The 17843-nt window shown below is 63.1% G+C and carries 17 protein-coding genes and 1 tRNA gene; 7 read left to right on the plus strand and 11 right to left on the minus strand.

What is annotated here, in order from left to right; all coding sequences use genetic code 11:
• Positions 1 to 62 precede the first annotated feature (62 nt).
• The 11 genes from IEW00_RS09255 to infA form a co-directional block, all read right to left on the minus strand.
• Positions 63 to 659, minus strand: a complete 597-nt coding sequence (locus tag IEW00_RS09255; RefSeq protein ID WP_188514120.1) for a DUF1989 domain-containing protein — start codon at positions 657 to 659, stop codon at positions 63 to 65.
• Positions 649 to 1344: a guanitoxin biosynthesis heme-dependent pre-guanitoxin N-hydroxylase GntA gene (gene gntA, locus IEW00_RS09260; RefSeq protein WP_188514121.1), complete on the minus strand. Its 696-nt coding sequence runs from the start codon at positions 1342 to 1344 to the stop codon at positions 649 to 651. Before gntA ends, IEW00_RS09255 begins: the two co-directional genes overlap by 11 nt.
• 44 nt (positions 1345 to 1388) lie before the next feature.
• Positions 1389 to 2834 carry a UdgX family uracil-DNA binding protein gene (locus IEW00_RS09265; RefSeq protein WP_188514122.1) on the minus strand — a complete coding sequence of 482 codons (1446 nt, stop codon included), beginning with the start codon at positions 2832 to 2834 and terminating at the stop codon, positions 1389 to 1391.
• Positions 2835 to 2845: 11 nt separating this feature from the next.
• Positions 2846 to 4096 carry a putative DNA modification/repair radical SAM protein gene (locus IEW00_RS09270; RefSeq protein WP_188514123.1) on the minus strand — a complete coding sequence of 417 codons (1251 nt, stop codon included), beginning with the start codon at positions 4094 to 4096 and terminating at the stop codon, positions 2846 to 2848.
• A 103-nt stretch (positions 4097 to 4199) separates the two neighbouring features.
• Complete coding sequence (locus IEW00_RS09275) at positions 4200 to 5036, minus strand: alpha/beta fold hydrolase (protein ID WP_188514124.1); 837 nt, start codon at positions 5034 to 5036, stop codon at positions 4200 to 4202.
• 116 nt (positions 5037 to 5152) lie between these two features.
• Complete coding sequence (locus IEW00_RS09280; protein ID WP_188514125.1) at positions 5153 to 5722, minus strand: DUF1993 domain-containing protein; 570 nt, start codon at positions 5720 to 5722, stop codon at positions 5153 to 5155.
• 88 nt (positions 5723 to 5810) lie between these two features.
• Positions 5811 to 5886, minus strand: a tRNA-Phe gene (locus tag IEW00_RS09285).
• A gap of 114 nt (positions 5887 to 6000) precedes the next feature.
• Entirely contained in the window at positions 6001 to 6177 is a 177-nt protein-coding gene (locus IEW00_RS09290; protein ID WP_188514126.1) for a DNA gyrase inhibitor YacG, read from the minus strand.
• 10 nt (positions 6178 to 6187) lie between these two features.
• A complete protein-coding gene (locus tag IEW00_RS09295) occupies positions 6188 to 7156 on the minus strand; it encodes a ribonuclease E/G (protein WP_188514127.1) in 969 nt (322 codons plus the stop codon).
• Entirely contained in the window at positions 7153 to 7764 is a 612-nt protein-coding gene (locus IEW00_RS09300) for a Maf family protein (RefSeq protein WP_188514128.1), read from the minus strand. The genes IEW00_RS09295 and IEW00_RS09300 overlap by 4 nt, the downstream gene beginning before the upstream one ends.
• 11 nt (positions 7765 to 7775) lie before the next feature.
• Positions 7776 to 7994: a translation initiation factor IF-1 gene (gene infA / locus IEW00_RS09305; RefSeq protein WP_010162480.1), complete on the minus strand. Its 219-nt coding sequence runs from the start codon at positions 7992 to 7994 to the stop codon at positions 7776 to 7778.
• 285 nt (positions 7995 to 8279) lie between these two features.
• Between infA and IEW00_RS09310 the strand changes: the two genes are divergently transcribed.
• The 7 genes from IEW00_RS09310 to IEW00_RS09340 all read left to right on the plus strand — a co-directional run bounded on the left by IEW00_RS09310 (position 8280) and on the right by IEW00_RS09340 (position 17843).
• Positions 8280 to 11180, plus strand: coding sequence for a TonB-dependent receptor (locus IEW00_RS09310; protein WP_188514129.1), 2901 nt, complete (start codon positions 8280 to 8282; stop codon positions 11178 to 11180).
• A 118-nt stretch (positions 11181 to 11298) separates the two neighbouring features.
• Positions 11299 to 12066, plus strand: coding sequence for a tetratricopeptide repeat protein (locus IEW00_RS09315; RefSeq protein WP_229736927.1), 768 nt, complete (start codon positions 11299 to 11301; stop codon positions 12064 to 12066).
• Between the two features lie 63 nt (positions 12067 to 12129).
• Entirely contained in the window at positions 12130 to 13458 is a 1329-nt protein-coding gene (locus tag IEW00_RS09320; RefSeq protein WP_188514130.1) for a PQQ-like beta-propeller repeat protein, read from the plus strand.
• Positions 13459 to 13524: 66 nt separating this feature from the next.
• A complete protein-coding gene (der, locus tag IEW00_RS09325) occupies positions 13525 to 14931 on the plus strand; it encodes a ribosome biogenesis GTPase Der (RefSeq protein WP_188514131.1) in 1407 nt (468 codons plus the stop codon).
• A 143-nt stretch (positions 14932 to 15074) separates the two neighbouring features.
• On the plus strand, positions 15075 to 15524 hold the full coding sequence (locus tag IEW00_RS09330; RefSeq protein ID WP_188514132.1) for an Hpt domain-containing protein: 450 nt from the start codon (positions 15075 to 15077) through the stop codon (positions 15522 to 15524).
• A gap of 61 nt (positions 15525 to 15585) precedes the next feature.
• A complete protein-coding gene (gene def / locus IEW00_RS09335; protein ID WP_188514133.1) occupies positions 15586 to 16107 on the plus strand; it encodes a peptide deformylase in 522 nt (173 codons plus the stop codon).
• Between the two features lie 227 nt (positions 16108 to 16334).
• Entirely contained in the window at positions 16335 to 17843 is a 1509-nt protein-coding gene (locus tag IEW00_RS09340) for a DNA recombination protein RmuC (protein WP_188514134.1), read from the plus strand.

The raw sequence follows: 17843 nt of genomic DNA on the forward strand, positions 1-17843 counted from the left end.
CACCGGTCTAGAAGAGCCCGGTTAAGATCGCTTGAACCGCAATGGTCTTGCATTGCTATTGTTCAGCTGGATATCTCATACGCGATCGGCTTGAACGATCCATTGTTCGATTGCAGCGCCGAGCAGGCGGTCAGCCCGATGATCAGGTCCTGATGCGCCAGGAAGCTCACGCTTTCTCCAGCCTTGCTACGCGGCGGGTCGACCCTCAGTTCACCGGTTTCGCCATCAACGGGCACGTTCATGAAGCAGTTGAACGCGATAGGGATCATGTCTTCGGTAACGCCGTACGGCTCAAGCGCGGCAGCAAGATTGCCGAAACAGCCACGGTGCGGATCGGTATCGCCATAGATGATCCGGAACGTATCCTTGGAGCACGGGGTTAGCAGGAAATCGTGACGCCCGACCTCGTCGGCGGTAATTTCCAGCATCACGGTGCTGCGGTTGGAATACAAAAGATCGCCGGTGGTGAGGTAGATGCGACTGGCGTAGTCAAGCGTACGGCCTGACGAGATCACCTCGTGGATATCGCTGCGGCTGAACGCCAGCAGATCGGCGACCTGCTCGCCGCGCACATCGATGACCCTGAGCGTCTGCCCCTTGCGTAGCTCGAAAGCAGTACCCGAACGGGGCGGGATTTCGTGTCCGTGCTCAGAAAGCATTTTCAGTGATCTTGCGCTGACTCATCGGGCATTTCCATGCGGTATCGACGGCGCGGCCGCTATACTGCCGCGCTTCGGAAATCGTGCCATGCACCGCGAGCATCGGGTTGATATCGCCCGCCAGCTTGATGTCGCGGTCTAGGATCGTACCGCGCAATTTTTCGTAAAGCCCGGATGCGCGCAGTTGCTCGAACTGATCGTGCAGGTTGAACACCAGAGCCGGGCGCTCGAACCGACGCGCAGGGCGACTGGCGCCCGGATGCAGACCGACGACGAAAAAGGCTTCGCCGCCGAAGCTCAGCGAAAAATGCGGATCATCAGGATCGGCGCTGACGCGCGGATCGGATTTCTGCCCCAGCCATGCGTCCTTATCGGTCAACGACTGCACGCGTTGCCACAGATGCCGCTCGAACTGTTCCTCGGTCAGCCCTGCGTCTTCTTCGAATACCACCGCCAATGACTGGAACGGTACGGGATCGCGTGCATAATCCTGCGCAATGTCCATGAGCGAAGGCAGGATTCGCAGGTCATCCCAGCCCGAACGCAAGTCGCGTCCAACGATGATCCGCATCTGCCCCTTGGCCAGCGCCGATTTGGCGCCAACGCAAGGGAACTCCGGAGTCTTGATGAAGGCACGAAAGCGCTGTGCCAGCGGGTGGTCTAGATTGCTACAGGCGGTCAACATGCCACCCATACGCATTGGCGTGAAGCGGGTTGCATAAAACTGAATCACGTTCTTGAACCTTTCGCAAGCTCCAGAGCGGCAGCCAGATCAGCCACAAAAGCGCTGCGTTCGGCGGCCGCGCGCTGGCGATCGGGCAGGCGCAGCAGGAACGAGGGGTGTACCGAGGCGACCAATCTTTCGCCCTGGGCCAATGTAATCGGCTGGCCGCGGACCGAGCTGATGCTGGCGCTTTTGCCGGTCAGCCCGCGCAATGCGCTGCCACCCAGCGAGACGATGATATCGGGCTTGACCAGTGCGCGTTCCTGATCGAGCCACCAGCGGCAGATGTCAATCTCCCCGGTGCTCGGGTTCTGATGCAGGCGGCGCTTGCCGCGCGGCTCGAACTTGAAGTGCTTGACCGCGTTGGTGACATAGAGCTTCGCACGGTCGAGCCCGGCCTCGCCCAAAGCGTCGTCGAGCAACTGGCCTGCCGGGCCGACGAACGGGCGGCCTACCAGATCCTCGCGGTCGCCGGGCTGCTCTCCGACCAGCATGATCCGCGCTTCGGCGCTGCCTTCGCCTCCCACCGCCTGGGTTGCATTGCAGTGGAGCGGGCAGCGGGTGCAGGCGTTGATGCCCTGCGCCAGCTCACTCAGCGTGGTTGCGCCATGCTGTGCCACCACCGCCGGTTCCTCGCCACGCACGCGCCATTTGTCGCTGCGTGGGTTGGCGAGTTGGACGGCGGTCTCGCGCATTTTCTCAACCCGTGCGCCTGCGCCCGCCAGCAGTGGGCCGATGTCTTGCGCCTCGGGCAGGTTGTGCCAGTATTTCTTGGGCATCTCGGCGCGCATCGCATTGATCTTGACCCGGGCGGGGTTGAAGATCGATCCGTAGTACATCCGCCACTGGTCCTCGACCACGTCGGAATCGGGCACCTCGTCACGCGTCCCGCCGGGGCCGAAGGTCAGCGTTTCGTCCTGCCAGATCGCGCGCGCATCCGGCGTGAGGATCGCCCAGTCCATGCCATAGAAGCGCTTGCGGAAGAAGGGCGCGCCCAGCCGCACGATGCGGTGTTCGGGCTCGAACCAAGCGGCGAAGGACTCGCGGCCATCCTCGCCCTCGCCCAGTCTGCGGAAGCGGACAAAGGCGTGCATCTTGTGCAGATCGCGGCGGATCGACTTGTCCGCCCTGGCCAGCCAGTCGATATCGTCGTCGGTGCGTCGCTCGAGCAGCCGCCGGTCGGTGAGCGCGCGCCAGACGATCTTGTACAGCCGCGTCGGCACCGCCGGATCGCGGTGGCAGATGACCCGGTCGAGCGTCGTCACCAAGGCGCGGGGCAGGGTGACCGTGCGCTTGGGTTCAAGCGGCGCGATATCGGCGAACAATGACGCGCTTTCGTCCGCCTGTCGCCAGACGATGTCTTCGGGCGGCACCTGTGCCGCCAGCAGGCCACGCGCTGCATCGCGCCATTCGGCAAAGTCGCCCGGCCGGTGCAGGATGACCTCGCGCATCGCTCAGGCCCTCAGAGCGCCAGGCTCATCTGTTCGGGCCGTGGAGCAAAGCGCGCGCGCAAGTTCGCGCTGTCGGTGAGGCCCCCGGGCCGCCAGTCGGGGGTGGTGATGAACGGCAGCACTTTCTTCACCGACGCGGTGAGCTTGGCCAGATCGCCCAGCCGCACCGCGCCCAGCCTGCGCGCCATGAGGATCCGCTCGACCGCTTTGGTGCCAAGGCCCGGAACGCGCAGCAGCATCTCGCGCGGCGCCCGGTTGATATCGACCGGGAAGGACTCGCGCCGTTGCAGCGCCCAGGCCAGCTTGGGGTCGATCGTCAGGTCGAGCATGCCATCGTCGGCGCCCTCCATGATCTCGGCGCGCGAGAAGCCATAGAAGCGCAGCAGCCAGTCCGCCTGATACAGGCGATGCTCGCGGATCAGCGGCGGGCGCACCGGGGGCAGGTCGCTGCTCGCATCGGGGATCGGGCTGTAGGCGGAATAATAGACGCGGCGCAATTTATACCCCGAATACAGGCTGGTCGCCGATTGCAGGATATCATCGTCGCGCGAACCATCCGCGCCGACGATCATCTGCGTCGATTGCCCTGCAGGCGCAAAGCGCGGTGCCTTGGCCTTTTTGAGAAGCCGCCCGCGCAAGGCTTCCGCCGCATCGTCGAGACCAACGCGCACGCCCGCCATCGTCTTGCGGATCGTCGCCGAGGTCTTTTCCGGCGCAAAGCTCTTGAGCCCAGCCTCGGTGGGCAGCTCGACATTGGTCGAGAGCCGGTCGGCATAGAGCCCGGCGCGCGCGATCAATTCGGGTGAGGCACCGGCGATGGTCTTCAAATGGATATAGCCTCCGAAGCGGTGCTCCTCGCGCAGCAGCCGAGCGACCTCGACCAGTTGCTCCATCGTGTAGTCTTCCGAACGTATGATGCCCGAGGAGAGGAACAACCCTTCGATATAGTTGCGCTTGTAGAAATCGAGCGTCAGCCGCACGACCTCTTGCGGGTTGAACCGCGCGCGCGGCACGTTGCTCGATGCGCGATTGATGCAGAAGCGGCAATCATAGATGCAGAAGTTGGTCAGCAAAATCTTGAGCAGCGAGATGCACCGACCATCGGGCGCATAGCTGTGACATATCCCCATCCCACCGGTCGAACCGATGCCTTTGGTGCCGGTGGAATCGCGCTTGATCGTGCCTGAGGATGCGCACGACGCATCATATTTCGCCGCATCGGCAAGGACGCCCAGCTTCTGGAGAATCGTTTTTTCGCTCATCCCACCGGATATAGAGAGTAGAACATAAAAAGAACAGAGGTTTGACGGCACGCTCTGCCCGGTCCGGCGCAAATCCGGACCGGGCACGATAGGCGTCGCTGCTCTATTTGCGGATGAATGCCAGGATGTCGGCGTTGATCTGGTCCGCATTCACCGTCAGCATGCCGTGCGAAAGGCCCTCATAGATCTTCAGTTCGCAATCGGGCAGCAGGTGGGCCTGCAACAGTGCGGCGTTCTTATAGGGCACCACCTGGTCGTCATCGCCGTGCAGCACCAAGGTAGGTACAGTCATGGCCTTGAGATCGTCGGTCTGGTCGGTTTCGGAAAAGGCCTTGATGCCCTCGTAATGCGCATTGGCGCTGCCCATCATGCCCTGCCGCCACCAGTTCTCGACGACCGCCTCGTCGGGCTCGGCGTCTTCGCGGTTGAAACCGTAGAACGGTCCGGATGCGACATCGCGGAAAAATGCCTCGCGGTTGGCGGCCAGCCCGCTGCGAAAGCCGTCGAAAACCTCCATATCGAGGCCATCGGGATAGCGATCGGTCTTGAGCATGATCGGCGGCACTGCCGCGACCAGCACCGCCTTGGCAACGCGTCCCTGCGGGATGCCGTGTTTCGCGACATAGCGTGCAGCTTCCCCGCCGCCGGTCGAGTGGCCAATGTGCACCGCGTTGCGCAGATCGAGCTGCGCGGCGACCGCTGCGGCATCGGAGGCGTAGTGATCCATGTCATGGCCGTCGCTGACCTGTTCGGAGCGGCCATGGCCACGCCGGTCGTGCGCGACGACGCGAAAGCCCTTGTCGAGAAAGAACAGCATCTGCGCGTCCCAGTCGTCGGACGACAGCGGCCAGCCATGGTGGAACATGATTGGCTGGGCGTCCTGCGGCCCCCAGTCCTTGTAGAAGATCTGGGTGCCATCAGATGCTGAAACATACGCCATGTCCGGGTCTCCCTTGCAGATTGCAGCGATAGTCCGCGAATGGGACTCGTGGATGACGCCTGGGTGGCGTCAATGTCGATCGCTCCGCGCGTTCAGGCTGCCCCGTTGCCCGCAGATCAACCCGGCTCGGGCATCGTTCCGGGACGCAGAAAGCCGAACATGTGTGCGACATAGTCCGCCTTGCCCAGGTTCACGCCTTGCGCGCGCAGGATCGCATAGGCTGCCATGAGATGGAAATAGAACTGCGGGATTGCCCAGTCGCGGACATATTGCGCGGCGGTGAGATCGAAGATCATGCCATTGGGCAGCGCGTGCGCGACCGGTGTGTCGGGGGACAGATCGGGCATGTCTGCTGCCGCCGCCTCGACGATCCGCAGCGTGTCGGCGATTCGCGCCTGTGCATCGGCGATAGTCTGGCTTCCTGATCCGGCGCCACGCCCCTCGTCGAGCAAAGCGGCGGTCGCAGGCGGCAGGTCATCCTGCCGCAGACGAGAGATCCCCTCTTGGGCCTGCACGCAGGTGAAGCAGATCTGAGTGAACAGCGGGAACATATCCGGCGCGATCCGGGCGTTCATGATCGCCGCGGCCTTGTCGTCAGGCAGTTGGTCGGCAGCCTTGCCCAGCCACGCAGACAGCGCGGCGAGCATCTGGAGATAGGTTGGAACCAGCGTTTCGTTGAGCGTCATGACATCATCCTTTCGTGAGCCGCGACCATAAGCCGGCGACAAATCAGAACAAGCATCGATCGAAGAAAGCGGGGAATCAGGGAAAAAGTGGTGCCCGGGGACGGGGTCGAACCGCCGACACTGCGATTTTCAATCGCATGCTCTACCAACTGAGCTACCCGGGCATCTCGCGGCACTAAAGTGCAGCGCGCATCGCCTCACCGGCGATTTGGAGCGCCGCCTATAGTCAGGCAACGCAATGCTTGTCCATAGCAAAATCGATCTGGATCATTACGGCCTCAATCATAGTCCGCATCAGGCTCGTCGGCGGGTGGTCCGGGGACGGCATAACCTCCGCCCAGCCATTGCAGCAGATCGCGGTCCTTGCAGGCCTTGCTGCAGAAAGGCGTAAAGTCGGGGCGCGCAGGCTTGCGGCATAATGGGCAGGGCCGGGAGGCTTGTCTGGGATTGGACATAACCGGTTATCTAGTCCGGGCGGACATCGATCGCAACCGGACGGCCGGTGCGCTGTTGCAACGCCTCGAGCAGCGCAGGCTCTCGCCCCAGCAGCTGCGATTCGCGCAGCGACAGGGCGAATGTCAGCGTTCCGGTACCACCGTCGCGCTCCGCGCTGCGCAAGCTGGCGAGCAGCTGCCATCGCACAGAATCTGCCGCGCGCAGTTCGATCAGCGATGGCCGCGCGCGCTTGAGCACGATCTGCATCAGGGCGAAGCCGTTGATTGCGGTGCGCTCGCACGGGATCGTCATTGCCGCATCGAAATAGTTCGCCACGGCATTGCGATCAGCCTTGTCGGCCAAAGTCGGAAAATCGATGACCACACCGCCGCCAATGCCATGACGGCGGATGGCATGCGCGGCCTGCGTTGCAGCGGCCAGGCCCAATGCGCGCGGCGCGATGTCGCCATCGACATCGATCACCATCATCGCAGGCGTAGGCGACAAAGTGAGCGATCCGCCGGTGAAGTCAATCTGCCCGGTCTCGGCCTCGGACAGCACATCGTGCCAGCCCGATTCGGCGAGTAGGTCTGTGCCATGTGCGGTCGCACGGACGATCTCGTGGCCATCGGCGGTAATGCGGTCGATCAGGCGCGGGGCAGGGCGCAATGGCGTGCTGGCGGCAACGGCGCGCAGTCGGGGCGGCTTGTGCCGCGCGGTGCCTGGCTCGAACAGTGCCTCGCGCAGCACTTCGGCGCGCACGGTCTTGCCTTCGCTCAGTTCCTTGGGGACCGGTTGCAGCATCGCCTCGCTGCCATCGGCCAGCGCGATGCGTGCGCGATGGCCGCCCGCGCTCTTGGCGAGCAGGCGTCCCTCGACGATTGCACCGAAGCCCAGGGGCGTGTCGGTACGCTGGATGCGGGCTTCCACGATGCGGCCATGCTCGACCAGCGCGGCGCGCTCCTCGCCGATGCCGTCTTCATACAGCCACTGGGTCATGCGCCCTTTTCCGATCCTGGCGAACTTACAAGGGCAGGGTTGAGCAAACCGGCAGTCACCAGCATGCTGCGGGTTTCGTACAAGGGCAGCCCCATGATGCCGCTATAGCTGCCTGCGATGGTGCGGATCAGCGCTTCGGCGCTGCCCTGGATGGCGTAGCCGCCGGCCTTGCCCTGCCATTCGCCGCCGGCGATATAGGCGTCGATCTCGCTGCCATGCAGGCGCTTGAAGGTGACGGTGCTCTCGGACAGCCGGTGCAGGCTGCGGCCATCGGGCAGCATCAGCGTGACGGCCGACAGCACCATGTGGCGGCGGCCCGAGATCAGATCGAGGCACATCCGCGCTTCGGCTTCGCTCTCGGCCTTGGGCAGGATGCGGCGACCGGCGGCGACCACGGTATCGCCCGACAGCACCGCGCTATCCGGGTGCAAAGCGGCGACGACGGCAGCCTTCTCGGCTGCCATCCGCCGCGCATAGACGCGCGGCAGTTCGGTCTTGATCGGGGTTTCGTCGATATCGGCAGGAACGATCGCATCGGCGGTCACGCCGATCCGCGCCAGCAATTGCTGACGTCGCGGGCTGGCCGATGCAAGGATGAGCGGAAACATGGCCGCCATCCTTACTTGAAGCGGTAGGTAATCCGGCCCTTGGTCAGATCATAGGGCGTCAGTTCGACCAGAACTTCATCGCCCACCAGCACGCGGATGCGGTTCTTGCGCATCTTGCCGGCAGTATGGCCCAGGATTTCGTGATCGTTTTCCAGCTTCACGCGGAACATGGCGTTGGGAAGCAGTTCGACCACCTGGCCGCGCATTTCGAGAAGTTCTTCTTTTGCCATTCGGCCCCTGCAATTTGGTTCTGGTGGCGATGGAACAGGGTTTGTGCCATCGTTATTGGCTGCCATCCGAAGAGACGGTCCGCGCAAATGTGAGCGCGCCTTACAGACAAAGCGTGCAAAAGAAAAGACGGGAGTTCATGCCGTCTGTCGCACGATTTCAGCGTTTGCGCGAAAATTTGTTACAATTCAGCACTGGCTAAGGTGGGGCGACGCATCATATTGCGCTGCAACACAACCCCTCTGCGCCCTTTCCCCCGTGCCAGCAAGAACAAGAGCCACTCCCCCATGATCACGCCGCTGCGACCTTTCTCCGGCCTGTTGCCGCTTGCCCGTCCGACACTTGGCCTGTCGCTCGTGACAGCATTGAGCCTCTCTGCAAGCCCGGCTGTCTACGCCGCAGCGCTGACCGATGGTGTGGCAGATGATCAGGTGCAGACCCCTGCGCAGACGCCAACGACCCCGTCCGACGATGCCGACCCGGATAGCGACGGCGAGACCATCGTCGTCACCGCAGAACGGTTGCGCGGTGCGATCCAGACCGATGTGCCGCCGGTTGCCGAACTGAACGCGGCCGACATCGCCAGCTATGGCGCATCCTCGCTGGCCGAGCTGCTGGAGCAGATCGCGCCGCAAACCGGAAGTGCTCGCGGACGCGGCGGTGATGGCCCGGTCGTGCTGCTCAACGGTCAGCGTGTGTCAGGCTTCCGCGCTATCCGCGATCTTCCGCCCGAGGCGATCCAGAAGGTCGAGGTTTTCCCCGAGGAGCTCGCGCTGAGATACGGCTTCCGCCCCGACCAGCGGGTGATCAACATCATTCTGGTCGACAATTACCAAAGCGTGGCCGCCGAGATCGACAACGGGCTTTCGACCCAGGGCGGCTATGGTACGACCGAGATCGAGGGCACCTTCACCAAACTCGGCAAGAACACCCGGTTGATCATCGATGTCGAGTACGAGATGGCCACGGCCTTGCGGGAGAGCGAGCGCGGAATCGTCCAGCCCGATAGCAGCGCCCCGTTTGCGCTTGGCGGCAACATCGGCGCATCGCCCTTCGGCACCGGTGCCGCGATCGATCCGGCGTTGTCGGCACTGGCAGGCAGTCCGCTCAGCCTGGCAGGAATCCCGCAGGGGATCACCGGCGCGCCCGCACTGTCGGCATTCAACAACGCTGCCAACACCACCGATCTGGGCGAGTTCCGTACGCTGATTCCCAATTCGGATCGCATCCAAGCCAATGCCACCTATATCCGCAACCTCGGACCCGATACAAATGTCCAGGTCAACGCGACCTACACCAACAATTTTGCGACATCGTTGCTGGGCCTTAACACCGCCACGCTGAACATTCCGGCGACCAATCCGTTCTCGCCGTTCAGTCGCGATGTCACCCTGCTCACCGCGTTCGGCGATCCGCGCGCGATCACACGTACGGTCGACAATGACACTTACTCCTTGGGGTTCAATGCCAATGGCGTGCTCCCGGCATCATGGAAGTGGTCGCTCACGGGGGATTATACCCGGGTCGATACGCTGACGATCATCGACCGGACGGTCGATGTCTCGGGATTGCAGGCGGCGATCTCCAGCCCGACCAACCCGATCAACCCCTTCACAGGGACACTGGGCGGCTTGCTGCCGAGCTTGATCAGCGATTCGGCCCAAAGCCGCAACCAGCTGTTTAATTCGCAGCTGACGGTCAACGGCACGGTAGTCGATCTGCCAGCAGGGCCGCTCGCGGTGACACTGGTCGGCGGCTTTGCCCGGCGTTTGCAGGATTCGATCGACAGCCGCCTGGCCGGTGAGGCGAGCACATCGCTCAGCAGAAGCGAAGCCAATGTGTCGGCCAATGTCGATGTGCCACTGGTCGATCAGTATATGAGCGACTGGTTCGGCAAGCTTTCGGTCAACGGCAACCTGGGCTATCGGGAGCTGAGCGATGTCGGCGGGCTGCTGAGTTTCGGTTATGGCCTCAACTGGTCCCCCACTGATACGCTGACAATCCAGGCCTCGTTGATCGCCGAAGAGGCCGCGCCTGGGATCAGCCAGCTGGGCGATCCGCGCATCGTGACGCCCAACATCAGCACCTTCGATTTGGCACGCAACGAAACCGTGCTCGCGACGATCATCTCTGGCGGCAACCCGCTGCTGACGCCCGAAGAACGGCGCGATGTGAAGATTTCGCTCAATTATCGTCCGCCCTTCGTGGAAGGCCTGGATTTCCTCGCCGAGTTCATCCGCAATCGCAGCTATGGCACGACATCGTCGTTCCCGATCCTGACCCCTGAGATCGAGGCGGCGTTCCCCGACAGGATCATCCGCGACCCCGATGGCAGCTTGCTTGCGATTGACCAGCGCGCGATCAATTATGACCGGGTGACCAGCGACCGATTGCGGTACGGAATCAACTTTTCCAAGCGTATCGGCGGCGATGATCGCCGCGGTGCAGGCGCAGGTGCTGGCGGCGGCGGCGGGCGGCCCGAAGGCGCGCGGCCCAGTGGCGCTGGCGGACCTCCGCGCGGTGAAGGCCAGCCTGCCACACCGCCCGAGGCAGGGACGCCTCCTGGAGGCGGCGCTCCGCGCGGCGAAGGCGCCCGTGCCGACGGTCAGGGTCCCAGCACGGGTGGCGGGCCTCGGGCCGGCGGCGCTCGCGCTGGCGGCCCCCCGCGTGGCGGCCCTCCAGGCTTCGGTCCCGGTGGCCGCGGCGGACGTTGGAATGTATCGATCTTTCACACTGTCCGGTTTGCCGAGACAATCCGGATCCGGCCCGGCCTTGCCGATCTTGACCTGCTCGGAGGATCGGCGACCGGGTCGAGCGGTGGCGTGCCGCGGCATGGCGTCGAGATGGAGGGGGGGCTGTTCCTCAACGGCGTGGGATTGCGCTTCTCGGGCAATTACCAGAGCGGTTCGCGGGTCGACGGCGGCGGGCTGGTTGGCTCCACTGATCTGCGCTTCAACGAAATCGCAACCATCGGTGCGCGAGCGTTTATCAATTTTGATAACAAGCCCCAGATCACCGAGGCGGTGTCGTTCCTCAAGGGAAGTCGTCTCAGGTTGTCGATCGACAACATCTTCAACGCCCAGCAGCGAGTGACCACCCAAGACGGCACGGTGCCTCTGCGCTATCAGGCCGGGTTCATCGATCCGCAGGGCCGGGTTGTCTCGCTTAGCTTCAGAAAGCGGTTCTGAAACCGGCGGAATTGACGCCAAATTTGCCATGGCTTTTGCAAGTGGTGGGGGGTAAAGACGCGACCTTGAGCCGGGGCGAGCGCTTCCGGCGGTAAGGTTCGATTCCAGGGAGTCCCAATTGGCACTGACACCGAGCAAGGACGCAGATGCCGCGCGCGACAACATGTTCATGCGCGAAGTCGATGATGCCCTGCGGCAAGACCAGATGGCCGGTATCGTCCAGAATTACGGCAAGATCATTCTGATCGGCATCATCGCCGTGTTTCTCGCGCTGGGCGGCTGGTTTTACTACCAGCACGCGCAGAGCGAAGCAGCGGGCGAACGCGGCGAGGAACTGACCAACGCGCTCGATGCGGTGCGAAACAACAACCTTGCCGGGGCGGCCAACGCGCTGAAGGCGCTCGAAACCGCCGATCAGCCTGGATATCGCGCGGTGTCGCAAATACTGGCCGCTGGCATCAAGCAGCAGCAGGATGATCCCAAAGCGGCGGCAGCGATCTTTGCCAAGGTTGCCGCAGATGAAAGCCTGCCGCAGCCGCTGCGCGATCTGGCGCTGATTCGCCAGACGGCTGCCGAATACGATAGTCTGAAGCCCACTGATGTCATCGCGCGGCTCAAGCCGCTGGCGGTACCCGGAAAACCCTGGTTCGGCAGCGCAGGCGAGATGGTTGCCATCGCGCACATGCAAATGAACAAGCCCGACCTTGCCGGCCCGTTGTTCCTTCAACTGGCCGACGACAATCAGGTGCCGGAAACCATCCGTTCACGTAGCCGTCAGTTGGCAGGTGTCATGGGCGTCGACGCGGTGACCGATCCCAGCAAGGCACAAGGCGTTGCTGAGGCTGCCGCTGCCCCGGGACTGACCGAGTCAGCAGCAGCACAATAATACGATTTTGCGGGTCGCTACCGTTGATGATGCACTTTTGAAGATTCGGGAGCTGAACTGGCAATGCACAAACGCAAATGGGCAATGATACTCGCGCTGTCGGCAACGCTGGCAGGCTGCGGCGTACTGGGCGGCGGCGACAAGCCCAAGGTCACGCCAACCGTGGGCAACCGAACCTCGATTCTGACCCGGTCCGAAAGCGGTGCCGATGTCGACAAGGATCTGGCGGGCGTTGCAGTGATTCTGCCGGCGGCTGTCGCCAATGCAAACTGGAGCCAGCCCGGGGGCAGTGCCACCAAGGCCGTCGGCCATCTTACGATTGGCGATACGATCACGCGGGCTTGGTCCGCCAAGATCGCAGGGTCCAGCCTGCGCGTTCGACTGGCCGCGGCACCCGTGGTCTATGGTGGCCGGCTGTATGCGGTCGATACCAGCGGCATGGTTCACGCGTTCGATACCGCAACCGGTGCCAAGGTCTGGCAGGTCGCTCTCGAAGCGCGAAGCGATGGTGCCTCCTCGGTGTTTGGCGGCGGCGTGAGCGCCGATGCCACAAGGGTTTACGCCACCAACGGCGTCGGTGAAGTCGCCGCGCTCAATGCCGCCGATGGTTCGCAGATCTGGCGCGTCAAGCCGGCAGGGCCGCTGCGCGGTGCGCCGACCCTGGCGTTTGGATCAGTTTATGTGATGTCGCAGGACAACCAGCTCGTCTCGCTTAACCAGGTCGATGGCACGATTGCCTGGAATCAGAGCGGGTCGCTCGGCCAGGCGGGCGTGTTCGGCGTCGCCGCACCCGCAGCCGGGCAAGGCACCGTCGTCGCCGGCTTCTCGAGCGGCGAATTGATCGCTTATCGGTATGAAAACGGCCGCAATCTGTGGTCCGATGCGCTCGCGCGCACCAGCATTTCGACTTCGGTGTCGTCGCTGACCGATATCGATGCCGATCCGATCATCGATCGCGGACGCGTCTATGCGGTGGGTGAGGGCGGCCGCATGGCGGCGTATGAGCTGGTCACCGGGCAGCGTATCTGGGAGCTTAACATCGCAGGGATTTCAACCCCGGTGATCGCGGGCGAATGGCTGTTCGTGCTGACCGACGATGCGCGCGTGCTGTGCATTGCGCGTGCCACCGGCAAGGTGCGCTGGTCGACCCAGCTGCAGCAGTTCCGCAAGGAAAAGAAGAAGGAAGGCCAGATTTACTGGAACGGCCCGGTTCTGGCCGGTGGCCGCCTGTGGACCGCTAATACCGAAGGCGAGGTCGGAACGATCGACCCCTCCGATGGCACCTTCAATATGCTGTTCGACCTCAAGGAAAAGGTCTCGTTGCCGCCGATCGTGGCAGACAATACGCTGTACATTTTGGACGATGGCGGCACGATCACCGCCTGGCGTTGATCTGCTGCACTGACGTTATTTATTGCGGGGGAGACAAGAACGCTTTCCCGCAGTAAAGGCGTGCCTATGTTACCTGAAATCGTCATCATCGGCCGACCCAATGTCGGCAAGTCCACGTTGTTCAACCGGCTGGTGGGCAAGAAGCTGGCGCTGGTCGATGACCAGCCCGGCGTTACCCGTGATCGCCGTCTGGGCAAGGCCGAGCTGCTCGGCCTGCACTTCCAGATCGTCGATACCGCAGGCTATGAGGACGAGGACCCCGAAACGCTCCCCGGCCGCATGCGCCGCCAGACCGAACAGGCGGTTGCGACCGCGCGCGCGGCGCTGTTCGTATTCGATGCGCGTGCCGGGATCACGCCGCTGGACGAGGAAATCGCCCGCTGGTTGCGCACCACCAAGACCCCGATCATCCTGATGGGCAACAAGGCCGAGGGCCGCGCAGCCGATGGCGGCCTGATGGAAGCCTATTCGCTGGGGCTGGGTGAACCGATCGCGTTCAGCGCCGAGCACGGCGTGGGGCTTGCCGAACTGTTCGACGAACTGCGTCCGCTGATTGAGGACTGGGACGAAGGCGGCGATGACAGCACGCAGATGCCTGCGGTCAACCTCGATGCCGAAACGATTGACGAAAACGCGCTCGAAGCCGCACCGTTACAGCTGGCGATTGTCGGACGCCCGAATGCCGGCAAATCGACGCTGATCAACATGATCCTGGGCGAAGACCGGCTGATCACCGGGCCCGAAGCCGGGATCACCCGCGATTCGATCGCGATCGACTGGAGCTGGACCCCGCCCGATGGCGCGCCTTCGCGGGCCGTACGGCTGATCGACACCGCCGGGATGCGCAAAAAGGCCAAGGTCGTCGACAAGCTCGAGAAGCTCTCGGTCGCCGATGCCAAGCGTGCGATCGATTATGCCGAGGTTGTTGTATTGCTGCTCGATGCGACCCGCGGTTTGGAGCTGCAGGAGCTCAAGATCGCCGACAATGTGCTCAAGGAAGGCCGCGCGCTGGTCATAGCGATCAACAAATGGGATGTGGCCGAGGACGCATCGAGCCTGTTCAACGGCATCAAGGCGGCGCTCGATGAGGGGCTCGCGCAACTTCGCGGCGTTCCCGTGCTGACGATTTCGGGGATTACCGGCAAGGGCATCGACGTGCTGCTCAAGGTGGCGTTTGAAACCCGCACCGCATGGTCACGTCGCGTTTCGACCGGACAGCTCAATCGCTGGTTCGAAATGGCGGTCGAGACCAATCCGCCGCCCGCTCCCGGCGGCAAGCGCATCAAGCTGCGATATATGACCCAGGCCAAGGTGCGCCCGCCCGGCTTCATCATCTTCGGCACCCGGGTCGATGAACTGCCCGAGAGCTATTCACGCTATCTGATCAACAGTCTGCGGCGGGACCTGGGTTTTGGCGCGGTGCCGGTGCGGCTGACGTATCGCGCGCCCAAAAATCCATTTGCGAAGGATTGAGCGAATCCTTCTGTATACTCGGCTGAAATCGCTTGGTCCCTTAACGCGCGGCTAGTAGTTATACTTAGCTGGCAAGACTTCGTTTACCATTGCTGTAGTAATCTCCGCGCGCAGTGCTTTGGGGCACGACGGGAGAATGCATCATGTCCTATCAAGAGGCGCCACTGGTCAACTGGTCGACCTTTGCTGAAGCGCGCGCCGCGCTGGGGACCGATTTTGTCCGCATCCTAGGCTATTTTCGCGAAGACGGCACCAAGTCGGTCGACGCCATTGAGACCGCTATGCGCGAAAATAGCGCCGCCAAGCTGGTGCTGCCCGCGCATACGCTCAAGGGCGAGTCCTGGCAGTTCGGTGCCGAGCAATTGGCGTTGCTTTCCGAAAAGATCGAGATGATTGCGCGGCACTGTGTCGAAACCCAGCAGGCGCCCGACGAACTGCTCGAAGATATCGTGGGTCTGCGCGATGTGTTCCGCCTGTCGCTGGGCTCGCTTGAAAAGGAAGCCAATCCGCTGGTCGAACGCCGCAGCTTCGGTCGCAAAAATGCGATGGCGGGCGCTGCGATGGGCGCACAACGCAGCTTTGGCCGCGGCTGAACCACTCGGCCCGCCGCGCCGGTGACTTGACCGGGCAGCATTGCAGTCATATCTGAGCCAGATGGCTATCCACCCCATCCTTGAAGTTCCCGATCCGCGGTTGAAGACCGTCTCCACCCGCGTCGAGGCGTTCGATGACGAACTGCGGACGCTGGTCGCAGACATGTTCGAGACGATGTACGATGCGCCCGGCATCGGCCTTGCCGCGATTCAGATCGGTGTCCCCAAGCGCGTGCTGGTGATCGATCTCCAGCACGAGGGCGAGGACGGCGAACCGGTTCGCACCCCGCGGGTGTTCATCAACCCCGAGATCCTCGATCCCTCGAACGAGCATACGCTCTATAACGAGGGCTGCCTGTCGGTGCCCGATCAGTATGCCGAGGTCGAGCGCCCATCTACCATCCGCGCGCGGTGGCAGGATCTCGACGGCAAGGTGCACGAAGAGGCAATGGACGGCCTGATGGCCACCTGCCTGCAGCACGAGATGGACCACCTCGAAGGCGTGCTCTTCATCGACCACCTCTCGCGCCTCAAGCGCCAGATGGTGCTCAAGAAGCTCGAGAAGCTGCGCAAGGCGGCTTGAGCGCCTAGGCGCCTTTCACCATTGATCGACTGTTACCCCCGCGAACGTGAGGGGCCGATCTTCTGCCCTTGCCACCAGACGCACCATCCGGAGATGGTCCCGCCTTCGCGGGGGAGCGCGGAAGGGGGCGGCAGTTCTCCCCGGCCCGGCGGCTTTGCCCCATTGCCAACCCACCCCTCGCGCTCTAGGTTCGCTTTTCGTTCCATTTTGCCGTGCGGGGAGTTTTCATGGACCTGGGGGTCGCAGCCATTATCGTTATCGCGCTGATCGCGGGGCTTGCCATCGGCTGGTGGCTGGGTGGACGCCCGCTCGCAGATGTCCGTGCCGAACGCGAAGAGGCCCAGACCGCGCTCAAGGACATGCAGGAGCGCTTCAATGCTGCGATCCGCGACCTTGCGACCGCCAGCGAACGCGCCAAGCTGGCCGATGATCTGTCATCGCGACTGGATGGTCAGCGCACCGAGAACGCCTCGCTCTCGGGCCAGCTCGCCGCCGCAAGCGAACGAGCGCGCCAGGCCGATGATCTGGCCGTCCGGCTCGACACCCTGCGCGCCGAACACGCAGCCGCCGCGCGCGAGCTCGCGACCATGAAGGCCGACGCCGCCAACCACGAAAAGCAGCTGCGCCAGCTGACCGAAGCGCGCGAGCAGCTCGCGCAGCAGTTCGGTGAGGTCGGCAACAAGCTGTTGGGTGAGGCGCAGGAGGTGTTCCTGCGGAGAGCGAACGAACGCTTCGCGCAGTCCGAGGAAAAGAACGAAGAGAAGATCCGCACGTTGCTCGCTCCGGTGGGCGAGCGGCTTAAGACCTATGAGGAGCAGGTGCAGAAGATCGAGGCGACCCGCAGCGAGGCGTATGGCACGCTGACCGGGCTGATCGACCAGATGCGCGCAGGGCAGGACCGGGTCCAAGCCGAGGCTGCGCGCCTGGTCAATTCCCTTCGTAACGCTCCCAAGGCGCGCGGGCGCTGGGGTGAGCAACAGCTACGCAACGTCCTGGAAAGCTGTGGGCTTGCCGAGCGCACCGATTTTGCGATGGAGGTAAGCCTTGATACCGAGGACGGGCGGCTGCGCCCCGATGCGGTGGTCAATGTTCCCGGCGGTCGCTCGCTGGTGATCGATGCCAAAGTCTCCTTGAATGCATATCAGGATGCGTTCGGTGCGGATGACGAGGCTGCGCGCAAGCTGGCGCTGGCTGCGCACTGCGCATCAATGAAGGCGCATATCGATGGCCTGTCGCGCAAGGCCTATTGGGACCAGTTCGCAGACGCGCCCGATTATGTGATCATGTTCGTGCCCGGCGAGCACTTCCTGTCTGCCGCGCTTGAGCACGATCCTTCGCTGTGGGACCACGCGTTCGAGAAGAAGGTCCTGCTTGCGACACCGACCAATCTCGTGGCGATCGCGCGGACCGTAGCCAGCGTCTGGCGGCAGGAAGGATTGGCGGCAGAGGCCAAGCAGATTGGCCAACTGGGTAAGGAACTTTACGACCGGCTCGCGGTCTCCGCTGAGCATCTCAAGCGGATGGGTACAGGGCTTTCGAGCGCGGTCGGGAACTACAACAAGTTCGTCGGCAGCTTCGAACGCAACGTGCTCTCCACCGGCAGAAAGTTCGCCGCACTCAACATCGAGACTGGCAAGCGCGATCTGGAAACCATCGACGAAATCGAGGCGCTTCCGCGCTATGGCGACGCTGCGCTGATCGAGACGGATGTACAGGTGAAGAACGCGGCGGAATAG

The organism is Blastomonas aquatica, from assembly GCF_014639875.1.
Taxonomy (GTDB): Bacteria; Pseudomonadota; Alphaproteobacteria; order Sphingomonadales; family Sphingomonadaceae; genus Blastomonas; species Blastomonas aquatica.

Bases quoted from the DNA above. Each gene is read 5' to 3' on its own strand.
- IEW00_RS09290 (WP_188514126.1), bottom strand. From the start codon at position 6,177: ATGTCCAATCCCAGACAAGCCTCCCGGCCCTGCCCATTATGCCGCAAG.
- der (WP_188514131.1), top strand. From the start codon at position 13,525: ATGTTACCTGAAATCGTCATCATCGGCCGACCCAATGTCGGCAAGTCC.
- IEW00_RS09340 (WP_188514134.1), top strand. From the start codon at position 16,335: ATGGACCTGGGGGTCGCAGCCATTATCGTTATCGCGCTGATCGCGGGG.
- IEW00_RS09310 (WP_188514129.1), top strand. From the start codon at position 8,280: ATGATCACGCCGCTGCGACCTTTCTCCGGCCTGTTGCCGCTTGCCCGT.
- IEW00_RS09265 (WP_188514122.1), bottom strand. From the start codon at position 2,834: ATGCGCGAGGTCATCCTGCACCGGCCGGGCGACTTTGCCGAATGGCGC.
- IEW00_RS09255 (WP_188514120.1), bottom strand. From the start codon at position 659: ATGCTTTCTGAGCACGGACACGAAATCCCGCCCCGTTCGGGTACTGCT.
- IEW00_RS09270 (WP_188514123.1), bottom strand. From the start codon at position 4,096: ATGAGCGAAAAAACGATTCTCCAGAAGCTGGGCGTCCTTGCCGATGCG.
- IEW00_RS09275 (WP_188514124.1), bottom strand. From the start codon at position 5,036: ATGGCGTATGTTTCAGCATCTGATGGCACCCAGATCTTCTACAAGGAC.
- def (WP_188514133.1), top strand. From the start codon at position 15,586: ATGGCTATCCACCCCATCCTTGAAGTTCCCGATCCGCGGTTGAAGACC.
- IEW00_RS09330 (WP_188514132.1), top strand. From the start codon at position 15,075: ATGTCCTATCAAGAGGCGCCACTGGTCAACTGGTCGACCTTTGCTGAA.
- IEW00_RS09295 (WP_188514127.1), bottom strand. From the start codon at position 7,156: ATGACCCAGTGGCTGTATGAAGACGGCATCGGCGAGGAGCGCGCCGCG.
- infA (WP_010162480.1), bottom strand. From the start codon at position 7,994: ATGGCAAAAGAAGAACTTCTCGAAATGCGCGGCCAGGTGGTCGAACTG.
- IEW00_RS09280 (WP_188514125.1), bottom strand. From the start codon at position 5,722: ATGACGCTCAACGAAACGCTGGTTCCAACCTATCTCCAGATGCTCGCC.
- gntA (WP_188514121.1), bottom strand. From the start codon at position 1,344: ATGTTGACCGCCTGTAGCAATCTAGACCACCCGCTGGCACAGCGCTTT.
- IEW00_RS09300 (WP_188514128.1), bottom strand. From the start codon at position 7,764: ATGTTTCCGCTCATCCTTGCATCGGCCAGCCCGCGACGTCAGCAATTG.
- IEW00_RS09320 (WP_188514130.1), top strand. From the start codon at position 12,130: ATGCACAAACGCAAATGGGCAATGATACTCGCGCTGTCGGCAACGCTG.